The organism is Methylobacterium sp. C25 (assembly GCF_021352225.1).
Classification (GTDB): Bacteria; Pseudomonadota; Alphaproteobacteria; order Rhizobiales; family Beijerinckiaceae; genus Methylobacterium.
Genome location: NZ_JAAUVI010000005.1, coordinates 66,874 through 82,167 on the forward strand (window position 1 = coordinate 66,874; position 15,294 = coordinate 82,167).

A 15,294-nucleotide genomic window follows, 5' to 3' on the forward strand; every position below is an offset into this window, starting at 1 on the left:
TAAAATCCGGCAAAGTCGGCGAAATGTATTTATAATCCTGCTGACCGAGTTAGTCGACCGAATTGATGAGTTTTCATCGATAAGGCTAGGGTTGTTTCGCTTCCCAGAGCGCGCGTAGACTTCTCTTAATGAATGAGAGATTTTTTCGGACATGCTTCGGGTGGCTGGCAGAATTGCTCAGCACGCGCGCGGATTCGCTCGGTCCCAAAGTAATTGAAGATCCGTGCGCCTCGATCAAGAGGCGATCGTCTTAGGGTAGAACATTGTAAACTTATGTTTTTTTGTAATCCCAGATGAACTTTCTGTGCCGGAGTACGACTCGGATTCAATTGAACGGAACATGCAGTAAGAGATATGTGCGCGGCAAGTATCCTCGACAGTCGCAGCCAACGCGTTGAGCCTCCCATGCGGACCAGGCCGGGAACCTTCATTTTCAATTTTCACGGGATTGGAAAAATCTCGCGACCCTACGATCCAGGCGAAGCCCCCTTCTGGCTGAGCCAGCAAGAATTCAAGGAAGCATTGGACGCGATAGAGCTGAAACCGTCCGACCTTCAAGTGGCGATCACCTTCGACGACGGTAATGTTTCGGATCTGGAAATTGCAGCACCCGAATTGATTAGGCGCAACATTCCAGCGGCGTTTTTTGCCCTCGCCGGTCGGCTTGGTCAGGCTTCCTTCTTATCAAAGACTCACCTGCGTGAGCTCACCGACGCGGGATTCGAGATCGGCTCGCATGGGTACGATCATGTGGATTGGACACGTTTGCGCCGCCGCGATCTTGAGCGTGAAGCCTGCGCCTCCAAGGCCGTGCTTGAGGATACGATCGGCGTCGCGGTCCGACGTGCCGCAATTCCGTTCGGACGGTACAACTGGCGTGTTCTGCGCGCTTTGGAGAGAGCAGGATATACCGAAGTGCTAAGTAGTGACGGTGGTCCCCGCTTGAGTTCTGCATGGCCGGTTCCGCGCCGATCGCTGCGCGATGGGCGCGCCGTTTCGAGCGTGTCGGATCTACTGGCGGGTGGCCACGCCGTGGGGAGGCGAGCGACCTGCGAGGCTCGGCTGGTCGTCAAAGCCTCGTCGCCGATGAGAGCACCCCCAAACGGCTTTCTGGGGGGATGGATGCTGGGGCGATGACCACAGCAACCGGCACCGAACGGCTGAACAATTTCGGCACACTCCGATTGCTCTTCGCCGGGCTCGTTGTCGTATCACATTCGCCGGAACTGATCGACGGCGACCGCTTGCGTGAGCCCCTCACCCGGCTTTTCGGCACGCTGTCACTTGGAGAAGTCGCTGTCGATGGCTTCTTTCTGATCAGTGGCTATCTAATTGCCAAGAGCTTCCGAAATTCACGATCCGTCTTGGACTATCTCGCCAAACGTATCCTCCGGATCTACCCAGGTTTCATCGCCGCTTCGCTGGTATCGATCGTGCTGGTGGCTCCTTTAGTCGGCGGCGAGCTTACGCAAGTATCGCCGACGACAATGCTGGCGAGGATCGGCTTGCTCAGCCGTCCTGTCGTCCCCGGTGTGTTTGGAGGGCTACCTTACCCCGACCTGAACGGTGCGATGTGGACGGTGGCTTACGAATTTCGATGCTATCTCGTGATGATTTTCCTTGCTCCAATTTTGTTTTCATCCAATCGGAGCGCCCAGGTAATCGCTCTCGCAGCTCTGGCGGTTCTCTATATCTTTCGATCTCAAGTTCCGGATGTTCCCGTCGGCCGTGCGGTGTTTGGGCAGTCGACCGAGATGATCCGCTTTTGCTTCATTTTTGTTATCGGAAGCGCGTTCTACGTCTGGCGCCTTCGCGTCTCGTATACGGCGCGTGGCGCTCTGCTCGCTGCATCGATCCTCGTCGTAACGCTCTTCATCGCTCCCGTGGCCGAGCCTGCAGTCGCAATCCTCGGAGGCTACCTGATCTTCTGGTACGCCTTCGCATGTCCCGTAAATCGGATTAGCCAATGGATGGAGAGTGTTGATCCATCTTACGGGCTATACCTGTATGCTTGGCCGATCCAAAACCTGCTGATTTTTAACGTTGCTGGCATTACGCCGCTGGTCGTGACCGCGGTCACGTTGCCGATGGCCCTCACGCTTGGGGTGATCAGCTGGTATCTCATTGAGAAGCCAGCTCAGCAGTATAAGCGTCTGCTCGCTCGCCCAATGCGCGTCGGCTCGGACAATTCCGAAATGAAGCCGATGGACAACCTTTAGCGCGCTCCTCGCAGTCTCACCACATTAGGGAGTCGGGGACCTTCTCGAGATCGGTTGAGGTTGCGGCTCACGTCGTAAGGCGGCTTATCCATCTATCGGAGTATTTGATTCAGAACTTTGGCTGACTCGACAGGCACTCCGCGAAATCCGACTCTCGGAAGCTGAACGATGTCGAGAGGCAATGGCCATCATGCTATCGAAGTTCTGGATTGCGTTCATATTCTCCGTTCTTGGTGGGCTGGGTATAGCGCAAGGTTATGGCTGGGGAAGCGGATCCGGCTCTGGTTCGGGACACGGCAGTAACCCCGGCGGCCCGAAAGCTGCGCCTGGACCAATTGCCGGTGCTGGTTTGCCGGTGCTTCTCGTGGCCGGTGCGTTGGTTTACGTGCGGCGGAGGCGACGGAGACTGGCGCAGGCCCCGAAAAGCGATTTGCTCTGAGCGTTCGCCGGGTTAGCGCATGGCGTCTGGTCTAGCCTCGATCATTGCCCGACCGGGCCCGCTGACACGCGGTGGCCTGTTCGCAGGTCTCTGCGTCCTAGGCGCTGCAAACGGCGTTGCTGATCGCATTACTTCGTCGGTGAGCGCGTCCGGCCCGATCGGTGCGATTCTCGAAACCTGCGGTATCAGCGTTCTCGTTTGGGTCGCGTTCTGGATGTGCCCGAGCTTGATGCTGGAGGCGCAAGAAGGACCGCCGACGCGGACCGACTTCGCCGTTGCGGTAGGCGCGTTCGGTACAATCCTACTGCCGATGGCATGGCCGAGTTGGATCGCTCTAACGGGTATCGCGATCTATCTCTTGGGCGCGCGACCGGTCTCGGCTGACGGGCACCAGGATCCGTTGCGGCGCGCCGCCTGGATTCTTCTTGCCACCACTACGGTGATGTACTGGGGCAGACTGTCGCTGATCATCCTGGGCGAATTCCTGCTGACCTTTGACGCGTCGCTTGTCGGACTTGCGACTGGCAGCCCACACTCCGGCAATACTGTGCGAATGGCCGATGGCGAGTACCTTTGGGTAGAGGAGGGATGCTCGTCCCTATCTGGCATATCCCTTGTGATTCTCTGCTGGACGCTCGTTTCACAGTGGCGGGCCTTGCCATGGTCGCCGGTCAACATGATCTGGTGCGGATTTGCGTGCGTTGCTGTGAGCTTGGTCAATGTCGGCCGCATGTCGCTAATGGTGTTGTTCCCGGATCGGTACGACCTTATCCACGGGCCGATCGGCGCTGCAATTGCCGGATGGGTCACGCTTGGCCTGATCGTTTCGATCTGCCTGCGAGGTGTGCGGAACAGGTCGTGCGCACATGCCTAGGCTGGTGCTCGTTCTGCTCCTCGGGTTGACCTTAAGCATCAAGGTTGCGCTCGGCCACAGCCTCGGTTTTCAAGCCGCCGCCGCTGCCGATCCCGAACTCTCGGCAGCCAGAGGCGATGTTGAGGCCTTTCTCGTCGATCACGGCTTCCTCATCGAGCGCTGGCAAGGACAGGATGACATGCGGTTTGTCTCGGCAGAGCGTGACGTTTGCCGCGTTGTCCTTGCCCCATTGTCGCCTCTCAGCTGGCACCGCCACCTTCTTCATCGCTTGGCTCCGCACAACGGCTATGTTTTCTTCGTGTTTGCCGGAGTCATTCACGGCGATCAGCCGCGCTGGCAGTCCTGGAGCGCCTACTTCTGGCGCATGACGGGGCGAGCGGTCGGACTGAACATCCGCTACGAGCCGCTGTTTGGAGTCGCGGCTCGCGATGGCTGTCACGATCTGGCAATTCCTTGGACCGAGATGGGGGCCGGCGGCGAACGGCGTAGCCATTCGATCTCTCAACTCGGTCCATAGACTGGTCGGCGTAAGTCTCACGGAGCGGCCACGTGCCTGATCTGGCGTCCTGCGCTGATGCGCCTAAACGCGCATCACTCGCAGCGCCGACATTTCGAACCGCGCGATTTTTTTTCGGCCCAAGATCGAACCGGATACTTAGCCGGCCGGCGCAAGTCGGCCATATCGAACCGCGGTAATCAGCCTTTGACTAGCACCTTTTGATAAATGGTCGATTAGCTCTAAGTATGAGATAGAAACGCGTGTATTTGTAAATCTTGGCGGATTATATTATATATATCTGCGATCGATATTTCTGTAATGGCCGTTAATGACATGATGTAGATTGCATTATACAAAACAGAGGTGCAGATCTTTTGATGTCGTCAAAATCTGTAGAAAGTCGCACTAAGATTATGGCTGTTGCATCCGGTGGTGGCCATTGGGTGCAGCTTTTGCGCATCTGCAAAGCTTTCGATGAGTGCGAGGTCGTATTTGTCACGGTTCATGAGGCGTATCGGTCTCAAGTAGGCCGATCGGAGTTCTACTCGGTTCGCGATGCGAACCGCCGCCAGCCGCTCCGATTACTCATGACGGCTTGGCAGCTTCTGGGCATCATTCGAAAGGAAAGGCCGCAAGTCATCGTGTCGACGGGGGCAGCCCCAGGTTACCTCGCCTTGCGGTTCGCTCGCCTCATCGGAGCGAGAACGATATGGCTCGAAAGCATTGCAAATGCTGAGCATCTGTCGATGTCCGGCCGAAAGATTGGTCCTTATGCCGATCTTTGGCTGACCCAGTGGCCAGCCCTCGCTCGGCCGGAAGGCCCTGTCTACGCTGGGTCTGTGCTATGATCTTCATAACCGTCGGCACCCAAGGTCCTTTCGACCGTCTCGTCCGTGCAGTGGACGATTGGGCCGGCCAGACCGGACGGCGCGACCTGTTCGCGCAGGTGGGCCCGTCCGACTACAGCCCGAAGCAGTTCAAGGCCAAGCAGTTCCTTCATCCCGACGAGTTTCGGGCAAGCGTCGAGACGTCGGAATTTACAATAGCCCATGCTGGCATGGGGTCCATTATTACGGCACTCGAGTTCGGTAAGCGGGTCATCGTGATGCCGCGCCGCTGCAATCTGCGCGAACATCGCAACGATCATCAGGTCGCGACCGCGGAGCGTCTCTCCCAGCTTGGCCTGGTACAAGCCGTCTTCGATGAGGCGGAGCTTCATCAACTGCTCAATCGACTTGAGGTCGCCAAGGCTGCCGATCGGCTCAGTGCTACGGCTTCGCCGCAACTGCTCTCGGTTTTGCGGAGTTTCGTCAAGACCGGGACGCTGCCCATGGGAGTCCCAGCGTGAGCATACGGCTGAGCGTTCTCCTCCCTCCGCCGCTTGCTGCTCGGGGAACCAGCTATACTTGCGGGCAAATCGTTCGCGGGATGGCAGGCGCGGATTTCTCAATCACGGTTGTCACACCGCGCGCACGACCCTATTCGATAGAGCCGGCTGAAACGATTCAGGTCCTACCGCGATGGGCGAGATCGTTGCCGTATCCCTGGCTGAGGCCCTTCGCAAGAAATGCCGTCGAGGCTGCTTTTCTTGATCGAGCGACGGCACCAGCGCCGGAGCAGCGCGCAGCCTACATCTGGGCGGACGCGTCCCTCGGTACACTCCGAGGCTTGCGCCAAGGTGGCGTTCCAAGCTTCCGCGAAATGATCAACGGGCCGCGTGGGGCAGCCAAGGGTATCCTCGACGCTGCCTACCGGGATCTTGGTGCCAAGCCTAGTCACGGCATCAGCGATGCTTCGGTCACTGAAGAAGATGAGGCGCTCGCCCTCGTCGACTATGTCTTTTGCCCAAACGCGATGGTCACGGCTGCCGTGCAGAGACGTGGCGTGTCGTCCGACAAAATCGTGGAGGCAAGCTACGGCTGGGATCCAGCGCGGTTCAAGGGTACCGGCAAGGCGCTCGCGCCGATCAATGGGCTTACTGCGCTGTTTGTCGGATCCCTGTCGGTCCGCAAGGGAGTGCATTTGCTGCTGCGCTACTGGTCGTGCAGCCGCATCCGCGGCCGGCTCATCCTGGCCGGCGCCATGGAGCCCATCATCCGCGAGATGTGTGCGTCCGAGTTGGCGCGCGACGATGTGGTCGTGCTCGATTACGTCGATGACGTCGGCGCCTTGTTCCGCTCGGCTGACGTCTTCGTCTTTCCAACGCTCGAGGAGGGCGGTCCACAGGTCACCTACGAGGCCTGCGGCTGCAGGCTGCCCGTGATCACGACGCCGATGGGTGCAGGGCGGATCGCGCGTCACGGATGCGAGGGGTTTGTGCTGGACGCCTACGACGAGGCCGGGTGGATCGAAGCCCTGGCGATGATGGCTGGCGATCCGGATGGCCGCGAGGCGATGGCCCGATCCGCCGCCGCACATGCCGAAGCATTCCAATGGCACAAGGTGGCGTTGCGCCGGCGAGAACAGATCGAGGCGTTGGTGAACCCAGGCGGTCTGTCGGGCGGAATTGATCCTCCGGGGATATGGCGCGAGGCCGACGCAGCATGACCCCGACAGTCCGATCCCTTGCGGAAACCGACCCTCGCGACCGCGTCGGAGCGTCGGTCTCTGTCGATCCCAGCTGGAAACGCGGCGCATGCACGAGAGACTGAGTGTCGAGCGCCTGTCGAGGGAGGACTGGGATCGATTGACTCCCGGTTTTCGTGATCTCTCCTATCGCCAATGCGGGACCTATGCCGAGGCGGCCGCGAACGAGATCGGTGCGCAGGCCGAACTCGTGGGAATTTCGGAAGGCACAACGATCGTCGCGCTCGCTGCCATCCGCGTGAAGATGCTGCCGCTTTTGCCGGTGGGGGTCGCCTACGTGAACCACGGCCCCGTGACCATGCGAACCGACGCATTCCTGCCTGAAACATTTGCGGCCAGTGTCGCGGCACTCAGAGCAGAATATGTCGACAGGCGCGGCCTCCAGTTGCGGATCGCGGCGCCACAGGGCGGCGCAGAGTACAACTCGGCGCAGACCGCCTGCTTGGCGGAACAAGGATTTAGACTGTCCAACGAGCCTCATTCTCTCGAGACGTTCATTGTGGACCTCAACAAGCCTCTCGGTGCAATCCGCAGTGGTCTCGATCGCAAATGGTCCGCCAGCCTGAGGCGGGCGGAGCAGTCCAATATCGTCATCACGCGAACCCAGGATCCCGCAGATTTCGAGCGCTTCGAGGCGCTCTATGACGGGATTGTCGAGAGGAAGGGCTTCTTCGCACGACAAGGTGCCCGCTTCTTCTCCGACGTAAGCCGCCGGGCTCCTGCCAGCGACAGGATATTCGTTCACCTTGCCTGGCACGAGAACGAGCCGGTGGCCGGGCATATCGGCAGCTTCGTGGGGGACACTGCGCTCGCGATCCTCGCTGCCGCAGGTCCCCGCGGTCGAGAGGTCTGTGCCTCTTTCGCTCTCTGGTGGGCCACAGTCGAGTATGCGTTGGAGACCGGCAACCGGTACTATGACCTCGGCGGCATCGATCAGCGCGAGAATCCGGACGTCTATCGCTTCAAGAAGCGCTTCGGGGGGCGCCACGTCACTTCGGCCGGAAACTTCGAGATAGCGCCGGGCCGGTCGCAGAAAATGCTCATCGATACTGCCGAGCAAGCGTGGACCTATCTTCGATCCGCGAAGGTAGGACTAGCCAAGTGGCGAACCGGATCGATGCCGGCACAATGAAACGGTCCCCTCGCAAATACGTGCTAGGTGTTTAGTCGCAGCATTTGATGAAGCGGATCGCGCTTGAGGCGGTCTGGCTCTGCAGTGCAAGCTTCGCAGTGACACGCCCGGAAGACCGTCAAAACCGCGGCCTGATCCATTCCACCGCTAGGGGCCAACATCAGCACATCACCAGCGCTGTGTCGTTCGCCGCGCTTCCGCGTATGCTCACCCTCAAGCAAATTGTCGGAAGTGTCAAAGCTCTCGGGCGTGCTCAGGATCGCGCAGAGAGACCAAGCTAAAGTACATTTTCTTGGCAAACCGAAGATTTGTTAGCCGGACAAAATCCGCTACTGCAGCGATGGGAGCGCCAACCAAAGGAGAATACCAGAGACCGAGAATCCGCATCAACCTTGCAAGCCTTGAGTGAGGCTCCATCCAGTGATCTTGCGCCAATAGAAGCGGTCGATAGCGTCGCGCTGCGAGCGTGTATGGTGACAGGTCGAGGTAGAGGGTATCGACGAGATCACGAAAATTCTCGGACCGCCGCGGATGCTTGAATTTCGTCCAGGGTTTGAAAACCTGCGAATGAATGAAGGCCGGAGGACCTCTGAAAATGTGCCTGAGCCGCTCGGAGCACGTATAACCACTTAATCCAAAATATTGGATGATGTCGGCTCCCCTCATAAGGAACTTCACCGGCACGTCCATGAACTGCATGCTCGTCAAAAGGGCGCTGATGACATCCTGATCGCCGAATAAGTGTGTTGGGCGCGCGTCCCAGGGCTGTTCCTGGGCCGTTTGATAGCTCGCGTCATCCAGAAGTCCCTCCCATGCTAGCAGGAGAGGAATGTGATGAGCCGTGACGCGGACAACCGCTGTGTTCGCGACAAACGGGAACGAACGGCCGACCGCGAGCCCCCACAAACGGGCCCGCATTGCATCCGGGTCGCGATAGGCTCCGAACAACGCCTCTTCCGTCAGAACCAATGTTTCAGAGTCGAGCGCGCCGAAATGCTTTCGGAAGTCTTGCGTGACAATTATGTCAGAGTCGAGCCAGACGACCTCGCCATAGCCCTCGCCGAGAAGATCGAGCAACGCCCGCGGTTTCGCGTTCCATCCGCCGGAGCGACCGGCGGCCGCGCCACTCAAGGCAACCTGCGGGCAGTGTAAGAGCCACTTTCGAAAAGCCGCGTCAGCCGCCGGATATGATAGCCGGACTGGGATGTCGCGGCAATGCTTAGTAAGACTGAGCAGCAGCAGCTTTAGGGACGTTTCCGAAGTTTTTCGATCCTCGAGCACACAGATGATCATGCCGCACTCCGGGTTGGTCTGACGTGGTCGCGACCAACAGCCAATTTATGACGGTGATACTTCGCCACAATACGTCTGAGCTCCTAATCGAGAAAGATGCTTTGAAGAACTACAACTTTCTCTCGAGCCGGCTGCCTGAATCGTCTATTTGCCAGTCTTGTAGGTAATTTCGACAGTTTCGGCTCGCCATGGCAAATGGCAGCACGCTCGCAGCGGAGCGCTCGGCCTACCTCAAATTGCCGAGTTCCACCCCAAGAACTAGCTGCACTATGACGGATGAACGAGCTTCGGGAGCCGTCGCCCTGGCATATCTCTGAGCACTCAAGTTACTTCTTAAAAAGATCTTGTGCATCCGATCTGCGAAGTGGCGACAATGAACTCTGTTCGGCGATCCCTCATATTCTCGGCCTTAGAGCGGTACTGCAGTGTCGTTCTCGTGATGATTGCAACCGCCGTGCTGGCCCGGCTGCTGACGCCGCACGAGTTTGGGGTCTACGCAATCTTGAGCGCTCAAACAGCTGTAGCAAGTGCTGCATTCCAGGAATTCGGCGGCGCAAATTATCTCATCCAGAAACCTATTCTTACTGAGAGAGACGTACGGACAGCCTTCACCGTCACTTTATTGTTGTCGCTTGCATTCGCAGCAGCCCTGTTTGCGAGCCGCGACGCAGTGGCGACCTTCTTCGACAACGGTGGAATGCGAGTAGGTATTGCCGTTTTTTGTCTGTGCTTCTTACTGTCGCCTTTCGCGATCACCCTGTCAGCATTACTGCGACGCGAGATGCGCTTCGACGTTCTTGCACGCAGCAATGTAGCCGCAACTGTCGTCAATGTCGGCGCGACTGTAATCCTCGCCTTGAATGGCTTCAGCTTCATGGCCCCGATTTGGGGTGTCGTTGTCGGCAATCTATTCCTGATCGCGTCGCTTTGGTTGAGTTGCCCGAGGTTGGGTATATTTCGTCCGAGTTTTACTGGTTATCGCGAAGTGTTGCGGTTCGGGAGTTGCTCTAGTGCCGTCGTCGTCGTCAACGTCTTCTACCAGGCGTTCCCGCAGTTCATCCTCGGACGTCTGCACGGCTTCGATGCGGCCGGCTTGTTCGCGCGCAGCATGAGCATCTCCCAATTATACGATCGATTGGTTGTGCAGATCCTGAATCCAGTGATCATGCCAGCCATGTCGGCCCAGTCGCGAGCTGGCGGCGATCTCGGGCGGATCTACCTGTCGTCGATCGAGATGATCACCGCGATACAGTGGCCGATTCTGCTATATGTCACGTTGATGGCCCAGCCCCTCATCGAGATCTGGCTCGGAGCGACATGGTTGCAGACGGTTCCGCTGGTGCAGTGCCTCTGCCTTGCTGCGCTTTCGCTGTTCGCGGCTTGCCTGACCTACCCCACCCTGGTGGCTGCCGGAAAGGTACGAGACACGCTCGTCTCCAGCCTGATATCGCTGCCGCCATCGATCCTAATCGTTGCACTAGCGGCACCTCACGGCGCTCAAGCGGTCGCCGCGTCAAGCCTCGTGACATGTCCGCTTCAGGCCATAGTGGCAATTTCTTTTATTGCATATCGCCTGAATATCCGTGCGCCAGACATCCTGCGTCATCTCATCAAGAGTGCTTTCGTCGCCGTTTGCAGCGTGGTGGGGCCGTTGCTCATTGCAGGACATATGGTGGCCGGTGATCGGGGCCTCGATCTTGTAGCCTTGCTTGCCGCCGGCACGACCGCCTTCGTGGGATGGCTCTCTGCACTATTTTTTGTCAGTCATCCGCTCGCTGATCAGATTCGCCAATTCGCACCAAGGGTATCATCTCTATGGAGAGAATTCGATTTTACTGTCTCGCGCGATGCCCGGCCGGAAAATTTGGCTCCATGACCGGAATCGCGATTCTAATTTGAAGTCAAAATCTATAATAATCGTGCTCTTGAATCGCACGTCTCAAATAACGTATCGTAGTTATTGGTTGATATAATCTATGTATATATAAAATTAAGCTCATGTTGCTGGGTATTGAGTGATGCCATATTGATATAAAAAGTGCAATTGTCTGGATTAATCTCAAAGAGGTATTGTTCTGTTGGAAATTTGACGGCAAGTTCGGCCAAAGCGGCGCGCAACAGTCGTTCCAAGCGTGGGATATCCCTAAAATCTACACGGAGCCGTCGTATTATGATCGGCAATCTTGAGCCGGAGTACGTCTCCAGCCCGCTAGCACCTGCGCTCGATGCTCGAACACAGCAATGGGTGCCGAAAGCACTCCAGGGCTCGCAGCAGAAACGCGCAATTGGGCACCGTGTCGCAAAGCGAGGCGCTGATGTCGTTCTCTCGCTGTTGGGATTGCTTGTCCTCATGCCAGCACTCGTGTTGGTCGCTGCTCTCGTTCGGGTGACGTCGAAAGGGCCGGCATTGTTCTGGCAGCAGCGTGTCGGGCTTAACAACAAGATCTTCTGGTGTTGCAAGTTTAGGACGCATTACGCGCATTGCTGCGACGCATCGGGTGTCCGGCAGACGCTTTTGGGTGACCCGCGTGTCACACCCCTAGGCCGATTTCTGCGTCGCCACAGCATCGATGAGCTTCCGCAGCTCTGGAACGTGCTGCGTGGGGATATGTCGCTCGTCGGACCACGGGCCCATGTCGCTGACATGTTGGTCTGCGGCGTTCGGTTCGATCAGGTCGTGGAGCGCTATCAAGACCGCCATCATGTGCAGCCAGGCATCACTGGGCTCGCGCAAGTGCGAGGTTTCAGAGGACCTGTCCTGGACCTTGATCACGCCAGGGGCCGCGTAGAATGCGACCTCGAATACATCGAGCAATCGTCTCTAAGGCTCGATTTAGCGATCATCGCTCGGACGTTGATCCTCGAAATGTCTCATGGCTCCGGAACCTAAGTTTGGCGATTTGTGTCAAATATTTACATATCATAATCTAGTAGAGAAGTCGCAATGATCCCATTCGTCGATCTGAAAACACAACTCAAGGCGCTCAGGCCGGAGATTGACGAAGTAATCTCCAGGGTGATCGATCAGGGTCACTTCGTTCTCGGACCCGCTGTCTCTGCTTTCGAGGAGAAGTTCAGCACCTATTGCCGGACAGATCATTGCGTCGGTGTCAACAGCGGAGCCTCAGCTCTCCACTTGGCGCTGCTCGCGGCCGGCGTCGGGCCTGGAGACGAGGTCATCACGGTTTCGATGACGTTCGTCGCGACGGTCGCCGCGGTTCTCTATTGTGGCGCCAAACCGGTCTTCGTCGATGTTGATCCGGACCGGTGGACAATGGCTCCCGAGTTGATCGAGGCGGCCATCACTCCGCGGACCAAGGCCATCCTGCCCGTCCATTTGCATGGGCTCATGGCTGACATGGACCCGATCATGGCGGTGGCGCGTCGGCATGGAATCGTCCTCGTCGAAGATGCCGCGCAGTCCCACGGTGCCGAGTACAAAGGCCGCCGCGCCGGATCGATCGGCGATATCGGCTGCTTCAGCTTCTATCCAGGAAAAAATCTCGGCGGCTTCGGCGAAGGGGGAGCCGTGGTAACCCGCGATGCCGGTCTAGCTCGAACGGTTCGCCTGCTGCGCGATTGGGGGCAGGAAGAGAAGTACCGGCACGTCCTGCCCGGCTACAATTATCGCATGGACGCGATCCAGGGGGCGATCCTCAATCTCAAGATGGACTACATTGAGGGCTGGACGGAAGACCGACGACGGCTTGCTCAAGTGTATGATCAAGAACTTGCGGCCATTGGTCAAAAACGCCCGAGCGCGCCCTCAGATACTCGACACGTCTACCACGTCTATTCGATCGAACATCCGCGCCGAGATGCGTTGCAGGCCGCGTTGACTACTGCCGGCATCGGGACCGGCATCCACTATCCGGTCCCTGTCCACCTTCAGCCCGCATACGAGAATCTGGGCTACGGCCGTGGCGATCTCCCCGTGACCGAAGCCCTGGCAGAGCGGTTCCTGTCGCTACCAATGTATCCGGAACTCGCGCCCGACCAGGTCGTACAGGTGTGCCGAGAGCTGGAGCGGGCACATGCGGCCGAGCAAATTGAACCGGCTTCGCGAGCACCGTCCGCTCGCGAGACGAACAAAGTTCTCGAGAGTGTGTAAGGAGGGACCCTTGGTCAATCTCGCCGGCAAGACCGTCCTCGTCACCGGAGGCGCAGGGTTCATCGGTTCTCACATCGTCGATCTTCTTTGCGCGGAAGGGTGTGCGGAGATCATCGTCCTCGACAATATGATCCGGGGCCGCCCTTCCAATCTCGCTTGGGCGAGTGGGCATGGTCCCGTACGCCTCGTTCGCGGCGACATCTGCGATCGCACTCTGCTGGCATCCCTGGTGCGAGGTGCGGACGTCGTGTTCCACCAAGCCGCCCTTCGCATCACCCATTGTGCGGAGGCGCCCCGCCTCGCCATGGATGTAATGGTCCGGGCGACCTTCGATCTCGTCGAACTTTGCGTGGAGCACGGCATCGAAAAGCTCGTCGCTGCGTCCTCCGCCTCCGTTTACGGGATGGCCAGTACCTTCCCGACGCCTGAGGAAGAATCGCCCTACGACAACAGGACTCTCTACGGAGCAGCGAAAGCCTTCAACGAAGGGCTGTTCCGTAGCTTTGCCGAGATGAACGGCCTCAACTACGTCGCACTGCGCTATTTCAACGCCTATGGCCCACGCATGGACGTGCACGGGCGCTATACAGAGGTGCTCATTCGTTGGATGGAGCGCCTTGAGGCCGGGGAGCCGCCGATCATTTTCGGAAACGGGCGTCAGACCATGGACTTCGTCGACGTCCGTGACATCGCCCGCGCAAACCTCCTGGCCCTGAAGAGCCCAGCGAGCGATGCTGTTTTCAACATCGCCAGCGGCACCGAGACCTCGCTTCTCGATCTCGCCCGGGCCTTGGCGAAAGTCATGGGTCGGCCGCAATCCGAGCCCGAATTTCGACCCGAACGGGCCGTGAACCCGGTGCCGCGCCGTCTGGCGTCGACCGAACGTGCCGAGAGGATCCTCGACTTCCGCAGCACGATCGGGCTGGAGGAAGGATTACGCGACCTTGTGGATTGGTGGCGGCTCACTCGGAGCAGCGACGCGACGCTGTCGCTCGCGTCATGATCCCGATCGCTAAGCCACTTCTCGGCGAGGCGGAGGCCGACGCGGCACGGGAGGTTGTGCTCTCGGGCTGGGTCACTCAGGGGCCGCAAGTCGCTGCCTTCGAGGGCGATTTTGCCCGGTACGTGGGCTCGCCCCACGCCTGCGCGGTATCGAACTGTACGACAGCCCTCCATCTCGCGCTTACCGCGGCCGGTGTGCGGGCGGGCGACGAAGTCGTCGTACCCAGTCACTCCTTCATCGCGACGGCAAACAGCATCCGGTACTGCAGGGCGACCCCGGTCTTCGTCGACATCGATCCAGCGACCTTCAATCTCGATCCGGTTCGCGTGGAAGAAGCGGTTACGTCGCGGACGCGCGCCGTGCTGGCAGTCCATCAGATGGGCATGCCCTGCGCTATGGCCGAACTCTCCGCGATCGCGCGCAGGCACGGCCTCACGCTCATCGAAGACGCGGCCTGCGCGGCGGGAAGCGCCATCCGCATCGAGGCAGAATGGAAGCAGATCGGAAGCCCGATCGGCGATATGGCCTGCTTCTCTTTCCATCCGCGGAAGGTCGTCACCACCGGCGAGGGTGGTATGATCACCACCGCCGATGCAGACGTCGACGACCGGTTCAGGAAACTGCGACAGCACGGGATGAGTGTGTCCGACGCGGTACGGCACGCTGCGTCGCAGGTGATCTTCGAGACCTACGACGATGTGGGCTATAACTATCGAATGACCGAGATGCAGGCCGCGGTCGGCCGCAAGCAGATCGAGCGGCTACCGGACATTATTGCGCGCCGCCGGATGGTCGCCGCCCGATATGCCGAAATGCTTGGCAACTGCGAAGGTCTCCACTTGCCCTTCGAGCCTGATTGGGCGCGTTCCAACTGGCAGAGCTACTGCGTGCGCCTGCCCGCTTGGGCGGACCAGAGGTCCACCATGCAGACGCTGCTTGACCAAGGCATCGCCACACGGCGCGGCATCATGTGCTGCCATCGCGAGCGCTGCTACGCGGACGAATCCTTGCGCCACGATCTCAGCCGGTCAGAGGAGGCGCAGGATCGTGCGATCTTGCTGCCGATCTATGCCCAGATGAGCGAGGATGAGCAGGTTCGTACCGCAGACACGCTGCGTCGCGCGCTCTACGGCTGACG

General features: G+C 58.9%; 14 protein-coding genes. 12 read left to right on the top strand and 2 right to left on the bottom strand.

Annotation, left to right across the window (positions count from 1 at the left end; translation table 11 throughout):
- Window positions 1-405 precede the first annotated feature (405 nt).
- The 3 genes from HCU64_RS14890 (at window position 406) to HCU64_RS14900 (ending at window position 3,532) form a co-directional block, all read left to right on the top strand.
- Window positions 406-1,137 (top strand): polysaccharide deacetylase family protein, encoded by a 732-nt coding sequence (locus tag HCU64_RS14890; RefSeq protein WP_233384836.1) that lies wholly within the window; start codon window positions 406-408, stop codon window positions 1,135-1,137.
- Window positions 1,134-2,219, top strand: coding sequence for an acyltransferase family protein (locus HCU64_RS14895; protein WP_233384837.1), 1,086 nt, complete (start codon window positions 1,134-1,136; stop codon window positions 2,217-2,219). The genes HCU64_RS14890 and HCU64_RS14895 overlap by 4 nt, the downstream gene beginning before the upstream one ends.
- Before the next feature lie 458 nt (window positions 2,220-2,677).
- Window positions 2,678-3,532 carry a hypothetical protein gene (locus tag HCU64_RS14900; RefSeq protein WP_233384838.1) on the top strand — a complete coding sequence of 285 codons (855 nt, stop codon included), beginning with the start codon at window positions 2,678-2,680 and terminating at the stop codon, window positions 3,530-3,532.
- Window positions 3,533-3,563: 31 nt separating this feature from the next.
- On the opposite strand, the gene HCU64_RS14905 is transcribed toward HCU64_RS14900, so the two are convergent.
- Entirely contained in the window at window positions 3,564-3,971 is a 408-nt protein-coding gene (locus HCU64_RS14905; RefSeq protein ID WP_233384840.1) for a hypothetical protein, read from the bottom strand.
- Between the two features lie 473 nt (window positions 3,972-4,444).
- Here HCU64_RS14905 and HCU64_RS25275 point away from each other — a divergent pair, with 473 nt between their 5' ends.
- The 4 genes from HCU64_RS25275 to HCU64_RS14925 all read left to right on the top strand — a co-directional run bounded on the left by HCU64_RS25275 (window position 4,445) and on the right by HCU64_RS14925 (window position 7,749).
- Entirely contained in the window at window positions 4,445-4,879 is a 435-nt protein-coding gene (locus tag HCU64_RS25275; protein WP_267922396.1) for a UDP-N-acetylglucosamine--LPS N-acetylglucosamine transferase, read from the top strand.
- On the top strand, window positions 4,876-5,379 hold the full coding sequence (locus tag HCU64_RS14915) for a glycosyltransferase (protein WP_233384841.1): 504 nt from the start codon (window positions 4,876-4,878) through the stop codon (window positions 5,377-5,379). The genes HCU64_RS25275 and HCU64_RS14915 overlap by 4 nt, the downstream gene beginning before the upstream one ends.
- Before the next feature lie 353 nt (window positions 5,380-5,732).
- Entirely contained in the window at window positions 5,733-6,578 is an 846-nt protein-coding gene (locus HCU64_RS14920) for a glycosyltransferase family 4 protein (RefSeq protein ID WP_233384842.1), read from the top strand.
- A 283-nt stretch (window positions 6,579-6,861) separates the two neighbouring features.
- On the top strand, window positions 6,862-7,749 hold the full coding sequence (locus HCU64_RS14925) for a lipid II:glycine glycyltransferase FemX (RefSeq protein WP_233385070.1): 888 nt from the start codon (window positions 6,862-6,864) through the stop codon (window positions 7,747-7,749).
- 234 nt (window positions 7,750-7,983) lie between these two features.
- Here the strand turns inward: HCU64_RS14925 and HCU64_RS14930 are convergent, their stop codons facing one another.
- Window positions 7,984-9,042, bottom strand: coding sequence for a hypothetical protein (locus HCU64_RS14930; protein WP_233384843.1), 1,059 nt, complete (start codon window positions 9,040-9,042; stop codon window positions 7,984-7,986).
- A gap of 373 nt (window positions 9,043-9,415) precedes the next feature.
- Between HCU64_RS14930 and HCU64_RS14935 the strand changes: the two genes are divergently transcribed.
- From HCU64_RS14935 to HCU64_RS14955, 5 genes are all read left to right on the top strand, one after another.
- Window positions 9,416-10,918, top strand: a complete 1,503-nt coding sequence (locus HCU64_RS14935) for an oligosaccharide flippase family protein (RefSeq protein ID WP_267922380.1) — start codon at window positions 9,416-9,418, stop codon at window positions 10,916-10,918.
- A gap of 294 nt (window positions 10,919-11,212) precedes the next feature.
- A complete protein-coding gene (locus HCU64_RS14940) occupies window positions 11,213-11,932 on the top strand; it encodes a sugar transferase (protein ID WP_233384845.1) in 720 nt (239 codons plus the stop codon).
- 54 nt (window positions 11,933-11,986) lie between these two features.
- Window positions 11,987-13,153 carry a DegT/DnrJ/EryC1/StrS family aminotransferase gene (locus HCU64_RS14945; protein WP_233384846.1) on the top strand — a complete coding sequence of 389 codons (1,167 nt, stop codon included), beginning with the start codon at window positions 11,987-11,989 and terminating at the stop codon, window positions 13,151-13,153.
- Window positions 13,154-13,163: 10 nt separating this feature from the next.
- Window positions 13,164-14,156: an NAD-dependent epimerase/dehydratase family protein gene (locus HCU64_RS14950; RefSeq protein WP_233384847.1), complete on the top strand. Its 993-nt coding sequence runs from the start codon at window positions 13,164-13,166 to the stop codon at window positions 14,154-14,156.
- Window positions 14,153-15,292 carry a DegT/DnrJ/EryC1/StrS family aminotransferase gene (locus HCU64_RS14955; RefSeq protein ID WP_233384849.1) on the top strand — a complete coding sequence of 380 codons (1,140 nt, stop codon included), beginning with the start codon at window positions 14,153-14,155 and terminating at the stop codon, window positions 15,290-15,292. Before HCU64_RS14950 ends, HCU64_RS14955 begins: the two co-directional genes overlap by 4 nt.
- The last annotated feature ends 2 nt before the right edge of the window (window positions 15,293-15,294 follow it).

Bases quoted from the DNA above. Each gene is read 5' to 3' on its own strand.
- HCU64_RS14890 (WP_233384836.1), top strand. From the start codon at position 406: ATGCGGACCAGGCCGGGAACCTTCATTTTCAATTTTCACGGGATTGGA.
- HCU64_RS14895 (WP_233384837.1), top strand. From the start codon at position 1,134: ATGACCACAGCAACCGGCACCGAACGGCTGAACAATTTCGGCACACTC.
- HCU64_RS14900 (WP_233384838.1), top strand. From the start codon at position 2,678: ATGGCGTCTGGTCTAGCCTCGATCATTGCCCGACCGGGCCCGCTGACA.
- HCU64_RS25275 (WP_267922396.1), top strand. From the start codon at position 4,445: ATGGCTGTTGCATCCGGTGGTGGCCATTGGGTGCAGCTTTTGCGCATC.
- HCU64_RS14915 (WP_233384841.1), top strand. From the start codon at position 4,876: ATGATCTTCATAACCGTCGGCACCCAAGGTCCTTTCGACCGTCTCGTC.
- HCU64_RS14920 (WP_233384842.1), top strand. From the start codon at position 5,733: ATGATCAACGGGCCGCGTGGGGCAGCCAAGGGTATCCTCGACGCTGCC.
- HCU64_RS14925 (WP_233385070.1), top strand. From the start codon at position 6,862: ATGCTGCCGCTTTTGCCGGTGGGGGTCGCCTACGTGAACCACGGCCCC.
- HCU64_RS14930 (WP_233384843.1), bottom strand. From the start codon at position 9,042: ATGATCATCTGTGTGCTCGAGGATCGAAAAACTTCGGAAACGTCCCTA.
- HCU64_RS14935 (WP_267922380.1), top strand. From the start codon at position 9,416: ATGAACTCTGTTCGGCGATCCCTCATATTCTCGGCCTTAGAGCGGTAC.
- HCU64_RS14940 (WP_233384845.1), top strand. From the start codon at position 11,213: ATGATCGGCAATCTTGAGCCGGAGTACGTCTCCAGCCCGCTAGCACCT.
- HCU64_RS14945 (WP_233384846.1), top strand. From the start codon at position 11,987: ATGATCCCATTCGTCGATCTGAAAACACAACTCAAGGCGCTCAGGCCG.
- HCU64_RS14955 (WP_233384849.1), top strand. From the start codon at position 14,153: ATGATCCCGATCGCTAAGCCACTTCTCGGCGAGGCGGAGGCCGACGCG.